This window comes from Leifsonia sp. NPDC056824, assembly GCF_042789575.1.
Classification (GTDB): domain Bacteria; phylum Actinomycetota; class Actinomycetes; order Actinomycetales; family Microbacteriaceae; genus Leifsonia.
The window spans coordinates 512,907-534,383 of sequence record NZ_JBHUAV010000001.1; the positions used below are offsets into that span (position 1 = coordinate 512,907).

22 protein-coding genes and 1 tRNA gene are annotated in these 21,477 nt (G+C 69.3%); 8 read left to right on the forward strand and 15 right to left on the reverse strand.

The annotated features are described in order from the left end of the window. Positions 1-237: 237 nt before the first annotated feature. Positions 238-669, reverse strand: coding sequence for a hypothetical protein (locus tag ACFRFH_RS02630; RefSeq protein ID WP_382461458.1), 432 nt, complete (start codon positions 667-669; stop codon positions 238-240). Positions 670-794: 125 nt separating this feature from the next. Between ACFRFH_RS02630 and ACFRFH_RS02635 the strand changes: the two genes are divergently transcribed. After that, positions 795-1,022, forward strand: a complete 228-nt coding sequence (locus ACFRFH_RS02635; RefSeq protein WP_382461459.1) for an RNA-binding S4 domain-containing protein — start codon at positions 795-797, stop codon at positions 1,020-1,022. Between the two features lie 54 nt (positions 1,023-1,076). Then, a complete protein-coding gene (locus tag ACFRFH_RS02640) occupies positions 1,077-1,331 on the forward strand; it encodes a Smr/MutS family protein (RefSeq protein ID WP_382461460.1) in 255 nt (84 codons plus the stop codon). 19 nt (positions 1,332-1,350) lie between these two features. Here ACFRFH_RS02640 and ACFRFH_RS02645 read toward each other — a convergent pair whose 3' ends face one another. After that, the gene (locus ACFRFH_RS02645; protein ID WP_382461461.1) at positions 1,351-2,424 is read right to left on the reverse strand and encodes an alkene reductase; all 1,074 of its coding nucleotides are present in this window, start codon (positions 2,422-2,424) and stop codon (positions 1,351-1,353) included. A gap of 333 nt (positions 2,425-2,757) precedes the next feature. After that, positions 2,758-3,552, reverse strand: coding sequence for a PASTA domain-containing protein (locus ACFRFH_RS02650; RefSeq protein ID WP_382461462.1), 795 nt, complete (start codon positions 3,550-3,552; stop codon positions 2,758-2,760). 192 nt (positions 3,553-3,744) lie between these two features. Here ACFRFH_RS02650 and ACFRFH_RS02655 point away from each other — a divergent pair, with 192 nt between their 5' ends. After that, positions 3,745-4,389: a DUF1269 domain-containing protein gene (locus ACFRFH_RS02655; RefSeq protein WP_382461463.1), complete on the forward strand. Its 645-nt coding sequence runs from the start codon at positions 3,745-3,747 to the stop codon at positions 4,387-4,389. A gap of 53 nt (positions 4,390-4,442) precedes the next feature. Here ACFRFH_RS02655 and ACFRFH_RS02660 read toward each other — a convergent pair whose 3' ends face one another. Next, the gene (locus ACFRFH_RS02660; protein WP_382461464.1) at positions 4,443-5,084 is read right to left on the reverse strand and encodes a DUF2625 family protein; all 642 of its coding nucleotides are present in this window, start codon (positions 5,082-5,084) and stop codon (positions 4,443-4,445) included. A 364-nt stretch (positions 5,085-5,448) separates the two neighbouring features. Between ACFRFH_RS02660 and ACFRFH_RS02665 the strand changes: the two genes are divergently transcribed. After that, entirely contained in the window at positions 5,449-5,808 is a 360-nt protein-coding gene (locus ACFRFH_RS02665; RefSeq protein ID WP_382461465.1) for a hypothetical protein, read from the forward strand. A gap of 183 nt (positions 5,809-5,991) precedes the next feature. Here the strand turns inward: ACFRFH_RS02665 and ACFRFH_RS02670 are convergent, their stop codons facing one another. Continuing rightward, the gene (locus ACFRFH_RS02670; protein ID WP_382461466.1) at positions 5,992-7,050 is read right to left on the reverse strand and encodes an AI-2E family transporter; all 1,059 of its coding nucleotides are present in this window, start codon (positions 7,048-7,050) and stop codon (positions 5,992-5,994) included. Positions 7,051-7,291: 241 nt separating this feature from the next. Here ACFRFH_RS02670 and ACFRFH_RS02675 point away from each other — a divergent pair, with 241 nt between their 5' ends. Beyond that, positions 7,292-7,708 carry a hypothetical protein gene (locus ACFRFH_RS02675; protein WP_382461467.1) on the forward strand — a complete coding sequence of 139 codons (417 nt, stop codon included), beginning with the start codon at positions 7,292-7,294 and terminating at the stop codon, positions 7,706-7,708. A gap of 73 nt (positions 7,709-7,781) precedes the next feature. On the opposite strand, the gene ACFRFH_RS02680 is transcribed toward ACFRFH_RS02675, so the two are convergent. Both ACFRFH_RS02680 and ACFRFH_RS02685 read right to left on the reverse strand, forming a co-directional pair. Beyond that, positions 7,782-9,326 (reverse strand): hypothetical protein, encoded by a 1,545-nt coding sequence (locus ACFRFH_RS02680; RefSeq protein ID WP_382461468.1) that lies wholly within the window; start codon positions 9,324-9,326, stop codon positions 7,782-7,784. A 281-nt stretch (positions 9,327-9,607) separates the two neighbouring features. Beyond that, positions 9,608-9,697, reverse strand: a tRNA-Ser gene (locus tag ACFRFH_RS02685). 101 nt (positions 9,698-9,798) lie between these two features. Between ACFRFH_RS02685 and ACFRFH_RS02690 the strand changes: the two genes are divergently transcribed. After that, positions 9,799-10,563 carry an SGNH/GDSL hydrolase family protein gene (locus ACFRFH_RS02690; protein WP_382461469.1) on the forward strand — a complete coding sequence of 255 codons (765 nt, stop codon included), beginning with the start codon at positions 9,799-9,801 and terminating at the stop codon, positions 10,561-10,563. Here ACFRFH_RS02690 and ACFRFH_RS02695 read toward each other — a convergent pair. The 6 genes from ACFRFH_RS02695 to ACFRFH_RS02720 all read right to left on the reverse strand — a co-directional run bounded on the left by ACFRFH_RS02695 (position 10,560) and on the right by ACFRFH_RS02720 (position 17,562). Continuing rightward, complete coding sequence (locus tag ACFRFH_RS02695; protein ID WP_382461470.1) at positions 10,560-11,498, reverse strand: alpha/beta hydrolase; 939 nt, start codon at positions 11,496-11,498, stop codon at positions 10,560-10,562. The genes ACFRFH_RS02690 and ACFRFH_RS02695 overlap by 4 nt on opposite strands. A gap of 204 nt (positions 11,499-11,702) precedes the next feature. After that, a complete protein-coding gene (gene radA / locus ACFRFH_RS02700) occupies positions 11,703-13,064 on the reverse strand; it encodes a DNA repair protein RadA (protein ID WP_382461471.1) in 1,362 nt (453 codons plus the stop codon). Positions 13,065-13,178: 114 nt separating this feature from the next. Continuing rightward, positions 13,179-13,811, reverse strand: a complete 633-nt coding sequence (locus ACFRFH_RS02705; RefSeq protein ID WP_382461472.1) for a hypothetical protein — start codon at positions 13,809-13,811, stop codon at positions 13,179-13,181. A gap of 45 nt (positions 13,812-13,856) precedes the next feature. Next, the gene (locus ACFRFH_RS02710; RefSeq protein ID WP_382461473.1) at positions 13,857-14,369 is read right to left on the reverse strand and encodes an amino-acid N-acetyltransferase; all 513 of its coding nucleotides are present in this window, start codon (positions 14,367-14,369) and stop codon (positions 13,857-13,859) included. Between the two features lie 134 nt (positions 14,370-14,503). After that, on the reverse strand, positions 14,504-17,026 hold the full coding sequence (locus ACFRFH_RS02715) for an ATP-dependent Clp protease ATP-binding subunit (protein WP_382461474.1): 2,523 nt from the start codon (positions 17,024-17,026) through the stop codon (positions 14,504-14,506). A gap of 104 nt (positions 17,027-17,130) precedes the next feature. Continuing rightward, on the reverse strand, positions 17,131-17,562 hold the full coding sequence (locus ACFRFH_RS02720; RefSeq protein WP_382461475.1) for a hypothetical protein: 432 nt from the start codon (positions 17,560-17,562) through the stop codon (positions 17,131-17,133). A 42-nt stretch (positions 17,563-17,604) separates the two neighbouring features. Here ACFRFH_RS02720 and ACFRFH_RS02725 point away from each other — a divergent pair, with 42 nt between their 5' ends. Continuing rightward, entirely contained in the window at positions 17,605-18,582 is a 978-nt protein-coding gene (locus tag ACFRFH_RS02725) for a pirin family protein (RefSeq protein ID WP_382461476.1), read from the forward strand. A 198-nt stretch (positions 18,583-18,780) separates the two neighbouring features. Here ACFRFH_RS02725 and cls read toward each other — a convergent pair whose 3' ends face one another. Further along, positions 18,781-20,259, reverse strand: coding sequence for a cardiolipin synthase (gene cls / locus ACFRFH_RS02730; protein WP_382461477.1), 1,479 nt, complete (start codon positions 20,257-20,259; stop codon positions 18,781-18,783). 95 nt (positions 20,260-20,354) lie between these two features. Continuing rightward, positions 20,355-20,528: a hypothetical protein gene (locus ACFRFH_RS02735; RefSeq protein ID WP_370054798.1), complete on the reverse strand. Its 174-nt coding sequence runs from the start codon at positions 20,526-20,528 to the stop codon at positions 20,355-20,357. Positions 20,529-20,641: 113 nt separating this feature from the next. Between ACFRFH_RS02735 and ACFRFH_RS02740 the strand changes: the two genes are divergently transcribed. Continuing rightward, the gene (locus tag ACFRFH_RS02740; protein WP_382461478.1) at positions 20,642-21,466 is read left to right on the forward strand and encodes a cytochrome c oxidase assembly protein; all 825 of its coding nucleotides are present in this window, start codon (positions 20,642-20,644) and stop codon (positions 21,464-21,466) included. Positions 21,467-21,477 lie beyond the last annotated feature (11 nt).

The window sequence follows — 21,477 nt, forward strand, 5'->3', positions numbered from 1 at the left end:
GGTACCGCCAAGCCACGAACAAGCCGCCCGAGACCGCCCCCGACGCCAGAGACACCGCGATCGCCCGCAACGACCAGTTGTTCATCCATCACCCCCGGCACCTGGCCGGATGAGCCGATGCATGCTTCACTCAAGCTAGCCGTGAGCATCTATGCATGGCAAATCTATTACGTGCAGCTTAATATTTTCATTTCACAGACATCACTCCGGCCCAGAGGAGCGCGACGCGGTTCCTCCTCAGCGCACGACCGACGCCCGACGAGCCAGCGCCCGGGCGCCGACCACGACGTACAGGACCGCGGCCGCGACGAAGCCCGCCGACATCAGGAACGACAACCACGCACTGCCCGACATCATCGTGCCGACCCCGACGAGGAAGGTGAGCACGATCACGACGAACGCGGCGAGCGCGGCCCGCTGGGCGACGCGCTCACGCCGGGCGGTCAGCCAGACGCGCACCGACACGGCGATCACCCCGATCCCGACGAGCGCATGGAGGCCGAGGACGACGCCCGCGACCACGCGCGCCGCGCCGACGTTCTCCTCCGGGCTCCCGAGGAGGTTCGCGCCCATCCCGAGCAGGAACTGGACGGCGAGGGCACTCAACGCCTCCCGGGATCGGCGGACGAGGTCGGCGTCGGGCGCGGGAGAGGTGGGCACAGCGGACATGGAGTCCCTTTCACTGGACGGATCGCAACGGTCCGGCCCATCCTCGTCCGGCGTGGGAGCGCTGTCGTCCGGCCGGTGGAGTAGGTGCGGCTACTCTCCGGGGAGTAGCCGCTACTCTTCGTAAGGTGACGAACCAGCCTCGACCAGACGACATCTCGATCGGCGGCGACATGATCCGCCTCGGGCAGTTCCTGAAGTTCGCCGGCCTCCTCGACTCCGGTGGGAACGTGAAGGAGGCCATCATCGACGGCTACGTGACCGTGAACGGCGAGGTCGACCGCCGGCGCGGACGGCAGCTCCAGGTCGGCGACATCGTCGGCTTCGAGGGTCGCCGCGTCCGCGTCTGCCCGTGAGCCGTCTTTCCGTGAACACGGGGCCCGGCGCCGCCGCGGGTGCAGGATGAGCAGATGAAGCTGACGCTCGACCTGCACGACATCTACAACCGCGGCGGCGACATCGATCGCGCACTGCGCGGGATCATCGCGGACGCCGTCGCGAAGAAGGCTCCGCTGGTCGAGATCATCCCGGGCAAGGGCTCCGGCGCGCTGAAGAAGCGGGTGCTGCGCTTCCTCGACCAGCCGGAGATCAAGGCGCAGTACCACCGGGTCGAGAAGGACTCGAAGAACTTCGGCCGGGTGTTCGTTCACTTCCGCTGGAAGTAGCGCGCCTCCCGCGCGCCGGCTACGCGCTCAGGCGCGGATAGTCCGTGTAGCCCTCGGCACCCGGCCCGTAGAACGTCGCCGCGTTGGGCTCGTTCTCCGGGTGCTCGCCCTTCCATCGCTCGACGAGGTCCGGATTCGCGATCGCGAGACGGCCCACCGCCACCGCGTCCGCGTGCGAGTCCTCGACCAGCGCGATCGCCTCGTCCCGCGAGGTGACCGAGCTGAACCCGCTGTTCACGATGAACGGACCGCCGAAGCGCTCGCGCAGGTCCTGTACGAGCGCGCCCGTCGGCTCGCTGTGCAGCACGCTCACGTAGGCGAGTCCGAGCGGCGCGAGCCCGTCGACCACGGCCTCATAGGTGGCGGTGGCGTCGGCCAGGTCGGTCTCGAACACATCCTGGATGTTGTGCATCGGCGACAGGCGGATGCCCACCCGCCCTGCACCCACGGCCTCGGCGATCGCCGTGGTCACCTCGACCACGAAGCGCGCCCGCGCCTCCGCGGACCCGCCGTACTGGTCGTCGCGGACGTTGGAGACCGGCGAGAGGAACTGGTGCAGCAGGTAGCCGTTGGCGCCGTGCACCTCCACCCCGTCGAGACCGGCGGCGATGGCGTTCTTGGCCGCAGTGACGAACTCGTCGCGGACCGTCGCGAGCTCCTCAGTGGTGAGCGCGTGCGGCACCGGGTAGGCGACCTTCCCGGTCGTCGTGCGCGTCTCCCCGTCGATCGCGACGGCGCTCGGAGCGACGACGCGGTCCGTCCCGTTGATCAGGGGGTGCGAGACGCGGCCGCTGTGCATGAGCTGCATGACGATGCGGCCGCCCTTGGCGTGCACGGCGTCGGCCACGGCGCGCCAGCCGGCGATCTGCTCGTCCGTGACGATGCCGGGCTGCCCCGGGTACGCCCGCGACTCGTGGCTCGGGTAGGTGCCCTCGGTGATGATCAGGCCCACGCTCGCCCGCTGCGCATAGTGTTCCGCCACCAGCGGCCCCGGGATGCCGGCCTCACCCGAACGCGTACGGGTGAGCGGCGCCATCACGACGCGGTTGGGAAGGTGGAGGTCGCCGAGCGAAACGGGGGAGAACAGATCCATCGAGGCATGCCTTTCGGTGTGCGGACGCGTACCCGGGAGGGTAGCGGCTGCGCGGTCGGGCGCAGCCTTAGAGCGGAACAGGGGTGGCGCGCGGTCTATTCCTTCGGTGGCGGCACCACCAGGCTTCCGGAGGAAACTCACCCCCGCCAGCTCCGGATCTCCTCCGTTAGCTGACATCCCGGCACTCGCCAGCGCCGATCTCCTCCGTTACCGACACTTGTGGCGAACGGAGGAGTTCCGCGCCGCGGGACCCCCGAAACGCAGCGACCGGAGGAGATCCGAGGCAGTCGGGGCGGGGTCTCCTCCGTTCGCCATGTCCAGAGGCATCCCCGACTAGATGATTCCGTGGAGGAAGCCGGTGACGAGACCGAGAGGTAAGACCGGGAGCTTCGGAAGCGGCAAGGAGGGCAGGGGCGGCGTCGGCACCTGGACGACCGGCGGCGGTGTGACCGGCTGCGCTGGAGCCGGGACCGTAGACGGCTGCGGAGCGGGTGCCGGCACGGGCGCCGCCGGGGCGGGCACAGCAGCGCCACTCCCGGCAGTTCCAGCGCTTCCGGTCCCGCTCGCGTTTCCGGCCCCGCCGGCGCTTCCGGCTCCGCCGGTCGCGGGCGTGCCGGACGCTGCCGGCGCCGAGACGGTCGCCGGGCTCGTCGGGCCGGCTGCGTTCTGGGGAGGCGTCGAGACACCGGTCACTGCAGGTGCGACGGTCAGGGCGATCGTCGCGCCCTTCGCGACATGCGCTCCCGCGCCGGGTGACTGCCGGATCACGACGTCGTCCGCACTTGCCGTCGCGGGCGTCCCGGACGCGGTGCGGAGCTCGATCGTGAACCCGCGAGCCCGCAGCGTGTCACTGGCGCGGCGCTCTGAGAGGCCGATCATGTTCGGCACGGACAGAGCGACGGCGGGAGCCGCGCCAGCCGCGGAAGAACCCGAATCGGCTGACGAATCCGAGTGAGCGGGCGCCGGGAACAGGTCGGCCGTTCCCAGCGGGGAGACGACCAGCGCCGTCACCAGCGCGGCGGTCACGACGGCGCCGGTCGCGACGGCGCCGGTGGCGAACGGGTGTGCGATGACGACATCGCCGACTCGGCGAAGCCCGCCGGCGCGTGCGTTGTGCCTGCCCACCATTCCCTGCTTTCCTGCCGATGATCGAAGCGACGGGCGTTGAGCCAGCCGACCGCCGAGACAGTACGCCTCGCGAACGGTCTTCGCGAGGGAGACTCAGGAGGCTGCCAGGACCGGACGGGGCATTGCCGCGAGCGAAGCCCCCTCCTATGCTTTCGCCCGAACGGCAGACGCCGCTCGTGAAGGAGGCTCGAAATGACCGATTCGACATCCACTCCCGCGGACGAGACCGGCGCGGATGACACGACCGTCAGCGTTGCGGCGGCGGGCATCAGCGACGGCGCATACACCCTGATCGCCGCCGATTTCGCGGACACCGACGTCGCGATGGAGGCGTACGAAGCACTCAAGACGGTCGAGGACGGCGCGACGGTCAAGATCGACGGGGTCGTCGTCGTCAGACGGGACGCCGGCGGCAAGCTCGAGGTGCAGAAGGCCACCGATCACAGCACCCGCGAGGGACTCGCCTGGGGCGCTGTCGGTGGAGCCGTGCTGGGCGTCCTGTTCCCGCCCTCGATCATCGGCAGCGCCCTCGTGGTCGGCGCCGGCGGCGGCATCATCGGCAAGCTGCGTGAGCGCCACCACAAGAAGGAGCTGGCGAAGGAGCTCGAGGACGCGATCGAGCCCGGCCACTCCGGCATCATCGCCCTCGTCTCCAACCCCGGCGAGGTCAAGATCCGCACGGCGCTCGAGAAGGCCGACCGGATCGTCGAGAAGGCCGTCGACGACGCCGCCGCGGCGGACCTCAAGGCAGCGGGCAAAGATGCGGACAGCGCGGCAGACTCCGGTGCCGCAGCCGATGCTCCCGCTGCCGCCCAAGGCGACTCGGACAAGAAGTAACACGCGGGCTCGCAGAGCGGCACGGGTCCCTCCGTGCCGCTCCGGCCCTGTCCCTACCTTTCGCCGCCGTTGAGCTGGCGCGCGGCCTCCGCGTAGAAGGAGTGGAGTTCGGCGAGCGGAACCGGCGCGCGAGACACCGCATTCGCGTCCTGGCCCTCGCGCGAGAAGGGCGGCGGGTAGAACGACCAGCCTTGATCTGCAGGCAACGACACGGTGTCCTCCCGCCAGCCGTTCCACCGCAACGGACCGTAGAACTCGCCCAGCCCGCCGTCGAGTGCCCAGGAGACGAAGGCCGAGTGTCCCCCGCCGATTCCCGACCACGCGAGCGTGTCCGGCCCCCAGTAGCAGACCTCACCGGCGGCGACGCCGAGGCCCCCGCCATCGATGGCGAAGCGTCCGCCGAGCGCATCGAAGGCGACCACGAGGTGCGACCGGGCACGGCCTCCACTGTTCCCTTCCGACAGGCTCGGCAGGCCCGGCGCGCCCCCGCCCAGGATGCGCAGCCAGCCGCTGTCGATGAGGAGGCCACCCGTGTTCGCAGCGATCGCGCCCAGGGTCGAGCGTTCCGTGAGCTGAAGCTCGTCCACGACCGCCCGGCCTCGCCGGGGATCGACGGGAAGAGCGTCGACATCCACGGAGGATCGGTGCATCAGGCGGACGAGTTCCGGCCAGACGGACTCGTCAGCGTCCGACATGCAGCCTCGCCCGGGTCTCCGTCATGCGGCGAGCGTACAGCTTTCGGCGCTACCCGACCCGCTTCCCGCCATGGAGGCGGTAGACGCCGGCCGCGAGACCGAACAGCTGCAGGCTGAGCATGATCGACGCGATCTCTCGGCGCATGAGGTGCACGGTACGCCTGCGACACGACCCGATGGGGAGTCCGGCTGTGCCGACCGAGCGCTCGCCAACCGTTATGGTTGCCGCAGGTTTCGCGCATCCGGCCGGGGGAAGCAGGACACATGGGCTCGTTTCACGCAGCGCTGAGAAAACCCCGCGCAGCCGGAGGCCGACGCGTCGACCGCGAACTACACCCTGAACCGCGGGTGTGCGGTCACGGTCGTGTTCGGAGGCGATCCCAACGGCGCAGTCCCGATCGCGTCAGCCCACGCGCAACTCGAGCGCATCCGGGACGACGGCTGGAAGGTCGTCGCCGTCCAGTGCTGGGTCGATCCCGACTTCTCGAACGCGACGATCTACGCCACCAAGACCATCGGACCGTTCACCGCGGCGTTGAGCGATGAGATCGACTCAGGAGTGATCACCCTGGCGGCGTACGCGCCATTCCACACCGAAGGCTCCGACCCGTGGATACCAGACGGCAAAACCACGCCGGCGCACACCTGTATCGACGGGCCCGCCGCACCGACAGAGACCTCGCAGAGCGTGGACACCAAAATCAGCTCGCAGGCGCAACTCTGAAAACCGCCGTCATCCGGTGCCACTCGCTTGGGGCGACGCGACAATCACCCGGGCCCGCCGCCGAAACTCGAGAGGACGTCGGAGAACGCGGACAGACCGAACGCGTAGGGCCCGTATCCGTCGTTGGTGGGCTGGAGGAGTTCGAGTGATGTAGACGCTGCCGTTCCCGGCGAGGCCCAAAGATCACGGTGAGTCCTCCGTTTCCCAGGTGAGCCAACGCGCGAGAGCCGCGTCCTTGTCGTCACCAATGAGGAGGAACCGCATCAACAAGCTCAGCGGCACGGCGAGAATCGCTCCAACGGGTCCGAGGAGCACACTCCAGAGCACGACCGAGAAGAACGTCAGGGTGACGCTCAGCCGAACCGTCCTCGCTACGAAATGCGGCTGGATCAGTTCCTGAACGACGACGTTGACGACCGTGTACAGGGCGAGCACGAGTAGTCCCATGCCCCAGCCGCCGATGACCAGCGCCAGCACGAACGGTGGAAGCAACCCGATGACGAAACCGACGTTCGGGATGTAGTTGGTGACGAACGCGAGCACCGCCCAGACGAAGGGAAGCGGGATGCCGATCGCCCAAATGGCGAGACCGTCGATGATCGCCACGATGGCGCCGAAGATCGTGTTGACCACGTAGTAGCGCCCAGTGCCATCGACGAATCCGCGGAAGGTGCGCACCCGCATCGGCTGCTTCGCCGCAAGGCCCGCGGGCATCTCGGCCAATCGTCGCGCGTCGATCGCCATGAACCAGACGTAGCCGAGCACGAAGAAGAGGGCCGCACCCAAGCCGATCAGCTGCTTGCCGGCGCTGAACACCGCATGCAGGATCGCATCGGGCTGAAGCCAACCGCCGACCGCGTCGGCGGACGCCGGGTCGAACCCGAGCGTGCCGAGGAATTCTGCGACCGCGCCGGAACCCTTCTGCAGTTCGCTCGCATAGTCGGTGAGGACCCGGGCGAACTGGCCGAGGGCGAGCACGATGACCACCCCGAGCACCACGATGATCGCGTAGGCGGTGGCCACGACAGCGACCGTGCCCAGCCAGCGCGGCAGCCCACGCCGATCGAGGGGGCGCCGCACCGGATGCGCCACGATCACGAGCACCGCCGCGAGAATCAACGGGCCGAGAAACCCGCGCCCCGCCCAGATGGCCCATGCGGCAACACCAGACGCCGCGAGGGTGACCAGGACCCGCGTCGGCTTCGCGAGACCTATCGGCCGATGCTGCTCCAGGTCGGCCATTGCGATGACTCCATGTTCAGAGGCGTGGGATGCGGGCACCGTGGGCGATCAACGTAGTGTGGGTCCCCCGCAATGTATCCGAGGTGCATGCCGTGGCGCGACGGGGGGCCGCCGCCCCAAGCTGAAACCAGACGAGCCAAATGCCCCATTGCCAACCCGCGCCACGACGCTGCATGATGCCGCCCTACAGGTCACATGCTCGCATCCGCGACGCCGTTCCACTCTCTGGAGGTTGGTACCGATGACACAGACACAAACGTCAGGTCAGGCTCAGCGGACGGGCTGGGTCGGCTGGGTGTACTTCGCCGCAGTCGTACTTCTGATCGGCGCGGCGATCGACATCTTCTACGGGATCATGGCCATCGTCGGGCCGAACACCGCCTATTTCGTCGGCCCGCAGGGCGGTGTCGCCAAGTTCGATGTCGCCGGGTGGGGATGGTGGTCGCTGATCGTCGGGGTGGTCATGGTCGTCTTGGCGTTCTTCCTGCTCACCGGACGCACCTGGGCCCGCGTGCTGGTCACCATCGTTGTCGCGCTGAACGCGGTAGGACACGTTGCATCGCTACCAGCACAACCGTGGTGGTCGATCGTGATGATCGCCCTCGATGTCCTCGTCATCTACGCGGTGACCGTGCACGGAAGGGAAGTCCGATCCTGACCCGCAACAGCCGATAACGACGATCCGGCGGCCGCGCCGCGGAGGGCACGACCGCCGGACGTGTGGGAAAGGACTACTGCGCCGCCACCAGTTGGCCGACGTATCCGGGAGCGTTCGGGCTGCCCCAACCGGTTGTCAGGTCGTAACCGGAGGTCGTCGGGTATCCCGGCACCGGGTCGGGCGTGACGAATCCGTCGGATCCGAGGTCCCAGATGCGGTTGTTCTGCAGCACACCGCTCGGCGTCGTCCCGTAGGTGTGCGGGACGATGTCGTTGAACGCGGCCGACTTGTCGAACGAGGCACCGTAGATCACCGGGTTCAGGAATCCGATCGGCCCCTTGCCCGCTGCCGCGCGCTGCTGGTTGCCGATCGCGGTGATGGCGGCGAACTGCGGTGACGCAGCCGAGGTTCCACCGTACACACCCCAGCGCGGGCCGCCGTAGAGCGTCGGGAAGTAGGTCTCGTACGTGAGCACGCCACCGTTCACCGCCGCGTTGAAGGCCACATCAGGCACGCCGCGCTTGGCGCCGACGACGCCGGAGACGGTGTTCTGGTAGGACGGGCGGGCGTAGACGGTCGAGAGGCCGCCACCCGTTCCGATTCCCTCGAAGCTCTCGTTCCAGACGTTCTCCGAGCTGCCGCCGCTGGTCCACGACCAATAAGCCGGGTTACGCGCACCCGATGCGAGGAACGGCATGTCCTGGGTGGGGGCCCACTGCCATCCCGACATCACCTGCGTGCCGCCGACCGACGTCACGTACGGCGAGACGTTCGGGTAGCTCACCTCGGGGGTCGAGCCGACCGTCGTCTGACGGTGCGACCGGGTGACACCGGTCGATCCGTTGTCGCCGGCGGAGGAGAAGAACGTGTCGCCCTTCGCCAGGCCGCGCTGGAACGTCTGGTCGAACTTCGCGAACTGCGCGGCCGCGGCTCCCCCGAACGCTTGCTCGTCGGTGCCGAAGGACATCGAGAACACGGTGCCCGATGGGTACGCTCCGACAGCCCAGTCGATCGCTTTCATGAGGTTCGGCAGGCCCTGGACGCCCTGGGTTTCGGCGGGAGGAGTGGCGACGAGCACGATGTGCGCCTTGGGAGCCATGGCGTACGCCCACTCGATGTCGAGACTCGCCTCACCGGCCCAGCTCGCGGCCGCGTTCGGGCCGGACTGGCCGACTCCGTTTCCGGTGGGATTCTTGTAGTCGGGCTGGCCGAGGGGGTAAACCTCGCTGAAGTCGGGTGTGGGGCCACCGTAGGTGCTGGCGAAGAATGACAGGTCGTTCGCTCCCGTCGGCGTGCCGTACGCGTCAACCAGCACGATCGTCTGTCCGGCGCCGTCGTTGCTCGACGCGAGCGGGCCGAGGCCGTAGAACGAGCGCAGCTGGTCGGGTCCGTAGCAGTGGAGCGTGGTCGACACCCGGTTGTCGGGTGCGGGCCGCTGGCACGAGACGGCACCCTGGGCGCTCGTGGCGTCGGTGAACGCCGAGTCGGGTGCGCGCAGCGCCATCGGCTGCACGGACGCGGAGTGCGCGACCGGCGGCGGAGTCGGAGCGCTGAACCCGGTGGCGCCGAGTGCGGCGATACCGAGTGCGGCGGCAAGGATTGCGGATCTATTCTTCATCGAACTTCACAACCTCCTCATGAGAGTCGCGCAGAAGGCGCTGGCGCTTGTGACGCGGCGTTGCTCGTGCGCGCAATTGGCAAGAAAGTATCACCGCTGAGAATGGCCTGTCTACGCCCGACCGAGGGCCTGCCGCCGCGTCCGCGAACCTTCTTCCCCCCACCCGTCCTGCGCCACCGCTTCAGCGTCGCGTAGAACGCCTCCTCGAGATCAGGTCGCCTGTTCTGGGAAAGCGAAAACCCCCGCATCCTTGTAAACAGGGGATCGCGGGGGCTTCACACTGGCGGTACCGGTGGGATTTGAACCCACGGTGGGCTTTCACCCACACAACTTTTCGAGAGTTGCACCTTCGGCCGCTCGGACACGGTACCGCCGACGAGTTTACTGGATGCGCGCGGTCACCGCGAATCGGGCGGCGCCGGGCGCGTCCGAAGCTCAGGGAAGTGCAAGAGGACGGCAGTACGCTGCCGGGATGGGCATTGTGAAGCCGGTCATCTGGCTGGGTGGCGCCCTGGTCGTCGCCGCCGGCGCGGTGGCCGGGCGGATGTGGGTCGCGCAGCAGCAGGCATCGCTCGCCGCAGGCAAGGAGCGCATCAACCAGACGCTGCCCGTGCACTCCGCCTGGTGGCGCGACCACGCCAAAACCGAGGGCGAGATCCTCTACGTGGCCATCGGGGACAGCGCCGCCCAGGGCATCGGCGCCTCCGCGCCGCGCAACAGCTATGTCGGCGTGATCGCCAACCACATCCGTGCGGCGACCGGGCGCAGCGTCCAGGTCGTCAACCTGTCCGTGTCCGGGGCGACCGTCGCGCTGGCCGCCGCCGACCAGCTGCCCCGGCTCGCCGACCACGCCCCCGACCTCGTCACCGTGTCGATCGGCGCGAACGACATCGCCGACTTCGACGCCGCGCGGTTCCGGGAGGGCATCGGCCGGGTGTTCGACGCGCTGCCGGCGGACGCGATCGTGGCCGACCTCCCGTACTTCTATCTGCCGCACAACGAGCGCAAGGTCGCTGTCGGGAATGACATCCTCCGCGAAGCGGCCGCCGAGCGCGGGCTCACGGTCGTCCCGCTGCACGAGGCCATGCGACGGGAGGGGTGGAGCGGGGCGCTGCACCACTTCGCCGACGACTGGTTCCACCCGAACGACCACGGCTACCGGGTCTGGGCGTCCGCCTTCCTGCCCGCGGTCATCGAGCAGGCGAAAGCCAAGTTTCCGCGGCGCGCCGCGCTCTAACCGGCGTCGTGCAGCGGCCGCGGATGCGGCGTCAGAAACGACAGCACTCGCTCCCAGGCCGGCGCGATGACGAGGTGGCCGGCGCCAGGCACCATCTCCATCCGGGCGTCCGGGATGGCCTTCCGGTACCAGGCGGCGTGCGCGTGGCCCGCGATCGGGTCGGCGTCGCCGCCGATGATGAGCGTCTTCGCCCGCACCGCTCCGGGGTCGAAGCCCCACGGGCGCGCGGTGTAGCTCAGGATGTCGGCCGCCAGACCGCCGGGACCCTGACGGTAGGCGTCCTTCAGCATCCGGCCGAGCCGGTCCTCCAGGCCGCGGAGTCCGAGCACCCCGGCGTCCACCGGTCCGACGCCGAGCGCGTCGAGGGGGACGCCGCTCTCCAGGTCGGCGGCCCGCATCGCGTCGGCCTGGCCCTGCAGCATGCCTGCCAGCCGGCTCCTCGCCTCGTCGGGTGAAAGGCGCCCCAACTCGTCGGACTGCTTCTGCAGCTCGGGCGGGATCCACGGCACGTCCTCGTTCGGGGCGGGCGTCGCGACCACGGCGACCCGGTCGACGAGCTCGGGATGGCGTGCGGCGAAGGCGAGCGCCACCCGGCCGCCGGCGGACCAGCCCGCGATGCCGATCGTCGGCGGGCGGTTGACGCCGATCGGCGACTCCAGCCGCTTCATCTCCCGGATGTACTCGGCGATGTCGTCGGCGGCGCCCACGATGCTCGGCCAGGAGCCGGCCGGCCACGGGTCGCTGGAGCCATAGCCCGGGCGGTCGAGCGACACGATGTGGACGCCGCGGTTCGCCGACGCGTCCGGGTCGGGGTCGAAGACCGACGAGCCGGGGGCGGGATGGCAGAACACGATCACACGCGCGGCGACCGGGTCGCCCAGCGTGGTGACGCCGACACGTCGGCCCGAGCGGAGAGTGAACGTCAGGTTGGCCATGCGGCCCATTGTGGCCCGCGGGCCCGGCCGCGAGAACCCTCGCGTCGCTACGGGAGGAGATTCAGTTCGACACGCCGCGTGCCGGCGGTCAGCGGAGGAGTCGCGGCCCGTGTCGAGGCGGATCTCCTCCGTTAGCCGCGAGCCAGGGGCGGCCGCGGGCAGAACTCCTCCGTTGGCCGCGGGCGGGGCAGGCCAGGCAACGGGTCAGAAGGCGGCGTCGAGTTCTCGCTCGCGGGGGGTGGCGGAGGCGGTGAAGGCGACGCGCAGCGCCTCGCGGACGGTCGCGGCGCGCTCGTCGATGCGCGTCGAGAATCCGAGGCGCGTCGCCTCGGTCGCCCGCTGCTTGCCGCTGGTCACCGGGCGGATCTCGCCGGCCAGGCTGATCTCGCCGAACGCGACGAGCGTGTGCGGGATGGCCCGGTCCGTCGCCGCCGACGCCACCGCCAGTGCGATGGCCAGGTCGGCGCCCGGCTCGGCCAGCCGCACCCCGCCGACGGTGGACACGTACACATCCTTGTCGCCCAGCCGGATGCCGGCCCGCCGCTCCAGGACCGCAAGCAGCATCGCGACGCGCGAGGAGTCCACCCCGTTGGTCACGCGCCGCGGATTGGGCGCGGTGGTCGCCACGACGAGCGCCTGCACCTCCACCGGCAGCGGCCGCCGGCCCTCCATCGCCACGGTGACGCAGGTGCCGGACACCGGCGTCGACGTGCGACTGAGGAACAGGCCGCTCGGGTCGGGCACCTCCGCGATGCCGTCGCCGGCCATCTCGAAGCAGCCGACCTCGTCCGTCGGCCCGAACCGGTTCTTGAGCGCGCGGACGAACCGCAGCGCAGTCTGGCGGTCGCCCTCGAAGTGGCACACGACATCCACCAGGTGCTCGAGCAGCCGCGGACCGGCGATCGAGCCGTCCTTGGTGACGTGACCCACGATCAGGATGGGGAGCTCGCGCTCCTTGGCCACGCGGATGAGTGTGCTGGCGACCTCGCGCACCTGACTCGGGCCTCCCGCGATGCCCTCGATGGACCCGCTCGACACGGTCTGCACGGAGTCCACGATCACGAGCGACGGACGCACGGCATCGATCTGGCCGATGATCGTCGCGAGGTCGGTCTCGGAGGCGAGGAAGAGCTGGTCGTGCATGGCGCCGGTGCGCTCGGCGCGCATCCGCACCTGACTCACGGACTCCTCTGCGCTCACGTAGAGCACCGGCCGGCCCTCGCTCGCGGCGCGGGAGGCCACCTCCAGCAACAGCGTCGACTTGCCGACCCCTGGCTCACCGCTCAGCAGGATGGCGGCGCCCGGCACGATGCCGCCGCCGAGCACCCGGTCGAACTCGCCGATGCCGCTCGGCCGGCGCTCCGCGGGCTCCGTGCCGACCGATGTGATCGCGCGCGCCGCCCGGTCCGCACCGACGACGACCGGCTTCAGCGCCCGCAGCACGCCCGTGGGTGCCGACGCCTCTGCGACGGTGCCCCACTCCTGACACTCGCCGCAGCGGCCGACCCACTTCACCGTCGTCCAGCCGCACTCGGTGCAGCGATACGTCACAGCGGTCTTTGCCACGGAACCTCCTCAGTCGCGCTCCACACTACGGTCGGCCACCGTCATCCGCGGGAGGATCGCGGAACTCGTGGATGAGTCCCACCAGAGCCGCTTCTGTGGAGGACGAACACGCACTCAGTTCAGCGCGAACTGCTTCGTCGTCGCCGAGGTGATCCCCGCGACCGACACCTGCAGGTGATACGACGCGCCGGCCGCCGGCACCTGCGCGCGCTGCGCCTGGCACGTCGACGGGTCGGACCGGGTGCGGTCCCAGGTGATCGGCGTTTGCGACGAGATCGTCTTGCCCGGCTGCAGCAGCACCTGGGCGTCGACCTTCGAGCTCTGGCAGTCCGTCGACTTCCAGTAGACCTCCGAGCCGCTGGTGATCGTGAACACCTGCTGCGCGGTCCCGGCGTCGAGGACGCACGCGTTCGCTCCCGTGTTGGTGAGGGCGACGGAGAGCTGCGGGAGCTGGCCCGCGGTGTACCTGTCGGCGTCGGTCACGGCCTCCACCTTGACGTCGGCCGGCTTGCAGGCCTGGCCGCTCGCGCTGGCGCTGGAGGTCGGGATGCTCGTCGCGGCCGCGGTCGGCGCGGGAGTGATCGTCGTGACCGGCGCTGTGGCGGGCTCACCGCTCGACGAGCCGGGCCGGACCACGATCAGGACGATGACCACCACGACCGCGACGAGGCCGAGGAGGACGATGAGCCGACGGCGCCAGTACACGCTGCTCGGCTTCGGGCCGACTGGGCTCTTGAACGTCGACATGCCCGCAGAGTAGCGCCGACCCGCGACACGCCGGTGCAGGCGCGCTCAGAGACGCTTCAACATGCGCGTGTTTCCCAGGGTGTTGGGCTTCACGCGGGCGAGGTCGAGGAACTCGGCGACGCCCTCGTCGTGCGAGCGGACGAGCTCGGCGTACAGCGTGGCGTCGACGGACTCCGACCCCATGTCCACGAAGCCGTTGCGCTCGAAGAAGCCGACCTCGAAGGTGAGGCAGAACAGCCGGCTGAGTCCGAGCTCCGCGGCGTCGGCCTCCAAGCGGCCGAGCAACGCGCGGCCGACACCGCGGCCGAGCCACGAATCGGCGACCGCCAGCGTGCGCACCTCGGCGAGGTCGCTCCACATCACATGCAGCGCGCCGCAGCCGATCAGCTCGCCGTCCGGGGTCTCGGCGACGCGGAACTCCTGCACCGACTCGTAGAAGGTCACCGCCTCCTTGCCGAGCAGGATGCGTCGCTGCACGAGCGGCTCCACGAGCTCCCGGATGCCGGGCACGTCGCTGGTCCGCGCCCTCCGAACCACATACGCGCCGTCAGAACTCACGCCTCCCACCCTACCGATCCATCGCTTCCGGAGTTCTGCACGCGACACGCCGGCCGGAGGCGTACACAACTCCGGAACGGATGGCGAAAGGGCCGGTCCCGCGAGTGCGGAGGCCGGCCCTGGGTCGCGTGGCGTCAGTCGTTCGCGGCGAGGTCCGGGGTGACCGAGCCGGTGCCGATAGCGGCGGCGGTGTTGGCGCCGGCGCTGACGGACTCCAGTCGGGCGGTCGTGGTGAACACGAACTCGCCGTCAGCGAAGTCGACGTGGACGTGGTCGCCCGCGTTCAGCTCACCGTGCAGGATCTTCTCGCTGAGACGGTCCTCGATCTCGTGCTGGACCGCGCGGCGCAACGGCCGGGCTCCCAGCGTCGGGTCGAAGCCGACCTCGATCAGCCGCTCCTTGGCGGGGAGCGCCAGCTCGATCGTCATGTCGCGGTCGAGCAGCCGGTCGGAGAGGCGCTTGATGAACAGGTCCACGATCTGCAGCAGCTCCGGCTTGGACAGCTGCGGGAACACGATGATCTCGTCGACGCGGTTGAGGAACTCCGGCTTGAAGTTCTTCTTCAGCTCCTCGTAGACCTTGCCGCGCATCCGGTCGTAACCGGTGGTCGGGTCGCCCTCGATCTGGAAGCCGACGGGGCCGCCGGAGATGTCCTTCGTGCCGAGGTTCGTGGTCATGATGATCACGGTGTTCTTGAAGTCGACCACGCGACCCTGGCCATCCGTCAGACGTCCCTCCTCCAGGATCTGGAGCAGCGAGTTGAAGATGTCCGGGTGCGCCTTCTCGATCTCGTCGAACAGCACGACGCTGAACGGCTTGCGACGGACCTTCTCGGTGAGCTGGCCGCCCTCCTCGAAGCCGACGAACCCGGGAGGGGCGCCGAACAGCCGGGAAACCGTGTGCTTCTCGCCGTACTCCGACATGTCGAGCGAGATCATGGCCGACTCGTCGTCGAACAGGAACTCGGCGAGCGCCTTGGCCAGCTCCGTCTTACCGACACCGGTGGGGCCGGCGAAGATGAACGAGCCGGAGGGGCGCTTCGGGTCCTTGAGGCCGGCGCGGGTGCGGCGGATGGTCTTGGAGAGCGCCGAGATGGCCTCCTCCTGACCGATGACCCGCTGGTGCAGTGCCTTCTCCATGAACACCAGGCGAGCGGACTCCTCCTCGGTGAGCTTGAAGACCGGGATGCCGGTGGCCTGAGCCAGTACCTCGGCGATCAGGCCCTCGTCGACCTCGGCCGTCGTCTTGACGTCGCCCGAGCGCCATTGCTTCTCGAGGCGCAGCCGCTCGCCGAGGAGGTTCTTCTCCTCGTCGCGCAGGGATGCGGCCCTCTCGAAGTCCTGGTCCTCGATCGCGGCCTCCTTCTGGGAGCGGACGGCGGCGATCTTGTCGTCGAACTCGCGCAGCTCCGGCGGCGCCGACAGGATCGACAGGCGCAGACGGGCGCCGGCCTCGTCGATCAGGTCGATGGCCTTGTCCGGCAGGAAGCGGTCCTGGATGTAGCGGTCGGCGAGGTTCGCCGCTGCGACGATCGCACCGTCGGTGATGGACACCTTGTGGTGCGCCTCGTAGCGGTCGCGCAGCCCCTTGAGAATGTTGATCGTGTGGGGCAGCGACGGCTCCGCAACCTGGATGGGCTGGAAGCGGCGCTCCAGCGCGGCATCCTTCTCGAAGTGCTTGCGGTACTCGTCGAGCGTGGTCGCGCCGATGGTCTGCAGCTCGCCGCGGGCCAGCAGCGGCTTGAGGATGCTGGCGGCGTCGATCGCGCCCTCCGCGGCACCGGCGCCGACGAGCGTGTGGATCTCGTCGATGAAGGTGATGATGTCGCCGCGGGTGCGGATCTCCTTGGTGACCTTCTTCAGGCGCTCCTCGAAGTCGCCGCGGTAGCGGGAGCCGGCGATGAGCGAGCCGAGGTCGAGCGTGTAGAGCTGCTTGTCCTTCAGCGTCTCGGGCACGTCGCCGCGGACGATCGCCTGGGCGAGGCCCTCCACGACGGCGGTCTTGCCGACGCCGGGCTCGCCGATCAGCACGGGGTTGTTCTTGGAGCGGCGCGACAGGATCTGCATGACGCGCTCGATCTCTTTCTCGCGCCCGATCACGGGGTCGAGTTTGTTGTCGCGCGCGGCCTGCGTGAGGTTGCGGCCGAACTGGTCGAGGATCTGGCTACCTGCCTGCGCCGTCGCCTGATCGTTGCCGCCGACCTGCACCTGCTCCTTGCCCTGATAGCCGGAGAGGAGCTGGATGACCTGCTGGCGCACGCGGTTGAGGTCGGCGCCCAGCTTCACGAGCACCTGGGCGGCGACGCCCTCGCCCTCGCGGATGAGGCCGAGCAGGATGTGCTCGGTGCCGATGTAGTTGTGGCCGAGCTGGAGGGCCTCGCGCAGGCTCAGCTCCAGGACCTTCTTGGCACGCGGGGTGAACGGGATGTGGCCCGTCGGCTGCTGCTGACCCTGGCCGATGATGTCCTGGACCTGCTCGCGGACGGCGTCCAGCGAGATACCGAGCGATTCCAGAGCCTTGGCGGCGACACCCTCACCCTCGTGGATCAGGCCGAGCAGGATGTGCTCCGTCCCGATGTAGTTGTGGTTGAGCATCTTGGCCTCTTCCTGGGCCAAGACGACGACGCGGCGGGCGCGGTCGGTGAATCTCTCGAACATTTCTACTCCTTGGCGACACCGTTGCAGGGTCGGCGCCGATACATCGAGGGTAGCCGCGGCATCCTGTGCTGCGGAGGCATGTTCGCTGGAGGCGTGACGCCGTGTCAGCCGCGGATGGCGGCGATCGTGAGGGTGGTGTCGGGGAGCTTGACGGTGACGTCCGAACTGGTCGTCACGCCGCTCGGGGTGTCGAACACGGTGGTGTGCGGGACGATGTCGTGGGTGCAGACGCCGCCGCTCGCGGGGGCGAGCGTGGCCTCCAGCTGGTTGGACGCCACCACCTTGACCGACTGCACGGTCGGCGGGCAGGTGGAGCTGCCGTTGAGCACGATCCCGAACTGCTTGCCGTTCTCCAGCCAGGTCGCCCAGGCGGCGCCGCCCGCGCTGCTCGCCGGAGGCTGGACGCCCTGCGGCTCGCCCGCGTAGTCCTTCGCGGGTTTCACCTGCGTGCTCGTACATCCCGCCAGCAGCAGGGCCGCGGCGACGAGCACGGCGGAGGCGGCGATGGACATCCGGGGGCGCGCTGCACGATTCACGCGCTCATTCTATGGGGGCGCGATCACGCCTAGGATGCCGCCATGAGCAACCTCGAGCGCGACCCGGTGGAGGTCCTCGCGGGCGACGACGTGATCGTCGCCGACGCGGGCGTGGAGATCCTGGAGCCGCGCGAGGTCCCGCTCGGCGGCCCGCGTGCGATGACCGTGCGGCGCACCCTCCCGCAGCGGAAACGCTCCCTGATCGGCGGCTGGTGTTTCGTCGACCACTACGGCCCGGATGACGTCTCGCTGACCGGCGGGATGCAGGTCCCGCCGCATCCGCACACCGGGCTGCAGACGGTGAGCTGGCTGTTCGAGGGCGAGATCGACCACCGCGACAGCGTCGGCAGCCACGCCCTTGTGCGGCCGGGCGAGCTCAACCTGATGACGGCGGGGCGCGGGATCAGCCACTCGGAGGTGTCGACGCCGGGGACGCAGCGGCTGCACGGCGTCCAGCTCTGGGTCGCGCTGCCGAGCGCGTCGCGGGAGGTCGACCCCTTCTTCGAGCATCACGTCCCGTCGCCGGCGGCGCTCGGCGACGCGACCGTGCGGACGTTCGTCGGCGCGCTTGCCGGGAGCGGGACGGCGGCGACCGTGTTCTCGCCGCTTGTCGGCGCCGAGCTCACGGTGCCGGCGGGGACGCGCGTGACGGTTCCGCTCGACCCCGCGTTCGAGCACGGCGTGCTGGTCGACGCCGGTGAGGTGACGGTCGCCGGGACGGCCGTGCCGCTCGCGCATCTGGCGTACCTCTGCCCAGGGCGGGACTCCGTGGAGGTGGAGGCCGCCGGGCCCGCGCGCCTCCTGCTGCTCGGCGGCGAGCCGCTCGGCGAGCAGATCGTCATGTGGTGGAACTTCATCGGTCGCAGCCACGAGGACATCGTCGCGGCGCGGGCCGAGTGGCAGCGCGACGTGATCGACGGGGAAGACCCGGAGGGGCGGTTCGGGACGGTGGGCGGGTTCGAGGGCGGCGCGCTGCCGGCGCCGGCCATGCCCACGGTGCGGCTGAAGCCGCGCGGCTAACGGAGGAGATCCGCCCCGCCGCGCCGCCCATAGGCAGCCACCGGAGGAGTCCGGTCCCCGCCGGCCCCGGATGTCCTCCGTTAGCGACGGCGGGAGGCGGGGGCTAGCGGAGGAGAACGGCGTCGGATTTCGGCGGGTGTCCTCCGTTGGCCGTCATTCGGGAGGTCGGGCGGCCGGATCTCCTCCGTTAGCGACGGGCTACTGGAGGGCGGAGGTGAGTCGGGCGAGGTTGTCGAGGACGGTGGAGCGGAGGGGCTGCTTCATCCACTCGTCCAGGGTCAGCTCGCGGCTGTCGCGGCGGTAGCCGTCCTCCACTTCGCGCATCTGCTCCACGAACGAGCGTCCGCGGACCATCAGCGAGACCTCCATGTTCAGCAGGAAGGAGCGCATGTCCATGTTGCTCGACCCGATCACGGCGACGTCGTCGTCGATCGTGAAGTGCTTGGCGTGGAGGATGTACGGCGCCTTGTACATCCAGATCCGCACCCCGGCGCGCAGCAGCGCCTCGTAGTACGAGCGCTGCGCGTGGTAGACCAGCGCCTGGTCGCCGATCTCGGAGACGAACAGGTCGACGGCGATCCCCCGCTGGGTGGCGGTCGTGATGGCCGTGAGCATGGCCTCGTCCGGCACGAAGTACGGGGAGGTGATGACGATGCGCTCCTGCGCGTAGTACAGCAGGGCGAGGAAGAGCCGGAGGTTGTTCTCGCCCGCGAACCCGGGGCCGGACGGCACCACCTGGGCGTCGAGCTCCTCGGGGTCGTTCGCGTTGCGGGCGTCCTCGTCGGTGATCGGCTCCGTCTCGCGGCGGAGCAGCTCGTCGGTCTCGCTGTACCAGTCGGTGATGAAGATCGCGTTCAGACCGGCGACGATCGGGCCCTCCAGCCGGACGATGAGCTCTTTCCACTTGAGCCCGCGCTTGATGTTCGACTTCTTGTTGTAGCTGCGGTCGATGACGTTCTGCGACCCCATGAACGCCACCCGGCCGTCCACGATGAGCAGCTTGCGGTGGTTGCGGAGGTCCGGTCGCTGGTACTTGCCCTTGAACGGCTGCACCGGCAGCATCAGGTGCCACTTCGCGCCCATCGCGGTCAGGCGCTTGATCGTGGCCTTGTAGTCGGGCGTGCGCACCGACGCGATGTGGTCGAGCAGCACGCGCACGATCACGCCGCGCTCGACCGCGGCCTCCATCGCCTCGAAGAGCGGGGTGGTGGTCTTGTCGAGCGTGAGGATGTAGAACTCGACGTGCACGTACCGCTTCGCGTTGGCGATCGCGGCGGTCATCGCGGCCAGCGAGTCGTCGTAGTGCCCGTTGAGGCTGGCCTTGTTGCCACCGACCAGCGGCATCGCGCCCAGGTTGCGGTTGAGCTCGACGACCGACTCCAGCCAGGACGGCCACGGGTGGTCACGGCGCACCCGCTCCATACCTTCGGTGCTGTCGAGGATGAAGGTGTTGATCTCCTCCTGCTTCTCGCGGCGCTTCTTCGGGAGCTTGTAGCTGCCGATCAGCAGGAAGAACAGCACGCCGATGTACGGGATGAGGAAGATGGCCAGCAGCCACGCGGTGGCGGAGGTGGGCTTGCGGTTGCGCGGGACGACGATGATCGCGATGACACGGATGACGAAGTCGAGGAGCAGCGCGAGGACGACGATCGTCGTGGTCAGCAAACCCGCGTCCATTCGGCCCCCTCCGGCGTCAGGCGTCGAGGACCGGGATGAGTGCCCTCAGTGCCTACCGTAGTGGGCGTGGAGCCCCGCGAGCGAGACAGCGCGGCTCAGCTCTTCGGGGCGAGGCCGCGGCGGGCGCGCTCCTCGTTCTCCATGCGGGAGTACACCTTGCGCTCGGTACGGTCGGCACGCACGATGGCGCGCATGATCACCCAGAACAGCAGGCCGACGAGCACGGTCGGGGCCAGCGACCAGACGATTCCACCGATGATGTCTCCCATAGCGGGATAATGGTACCTCCCGCACATGTGAAACCCGACTCCCCCGGAGCAGCACCACGCCTCCCTTCCTCGTCTTCCTCACCACCTGGTCCTTCGACCCGGCGGCCGCGGTCATGCTCGTCGCAGCAGCGGCTCTCTACCTCGGCGGCGTGCTGTCGCTGCGGCGCCGCGGCCACCATTGGCCGGCGCGGCTGACGTGGATGTACCTGCTGCTCGGGCTCGGCTCCTACGCGGTCATCTCGTTCGGCTTCCTCGGTGCCGAGAGCCAGGTGCTGCGCTGGGCGTTCACGACGCGGATCGCGCTGCTGCTGTTCGTCGTCCCGGCGCTCGTCAGCCTCGGGAGGCCGATCGCGCTCGCCCGCGTGGCGCTGGGCAGCACGGGTCAGGGGCGCACCGACCGGTTCCTGCAGTCGCGACCGGTGCGGCTGTTCGGCAACGCCATCTTCGCGACGGTGTTCGCGTGTGCGGCGTTCATGATCTTCCTGACGCCGGTCGCCGCCGTCCTCCGCGACAACCCGTGGTCGGAGTGGACCATCTCCGTGCTGGTGCCGCTCGCGGGCCTGCTGATGGTGCTGCCGATCGCGGCGCACTCGGTGATGCACACCAGCTTCTTCATCACGGTCGAATTCTTGCTGGCCTTCGTCGCCCTGCTGCTCGACGCCATCCCCGGGCTGCTGCTGCGGCTCAACGACGCCGTGCTCGACCACGCGCCGGCGATCGTCGGCCCGTTGCCGCTGTGGTTCCCGAGCGCCTTGCACGACCAGCACCTGTCCGGCGACTTCCTGTGGTTCATCGCCGAGATCGCCGACGTCCCGATCCTGGTCATCCTCTTCATCCGCTGGATGCGCCTAGACCGCCGCGAGGGCAAAAAGCTCGACGAGCTGTCCGACGAAGAAATGGACGCCCTCACCCAAGCCCACCTCCACCAGCGCCGCTAGGCCCCCGCTCC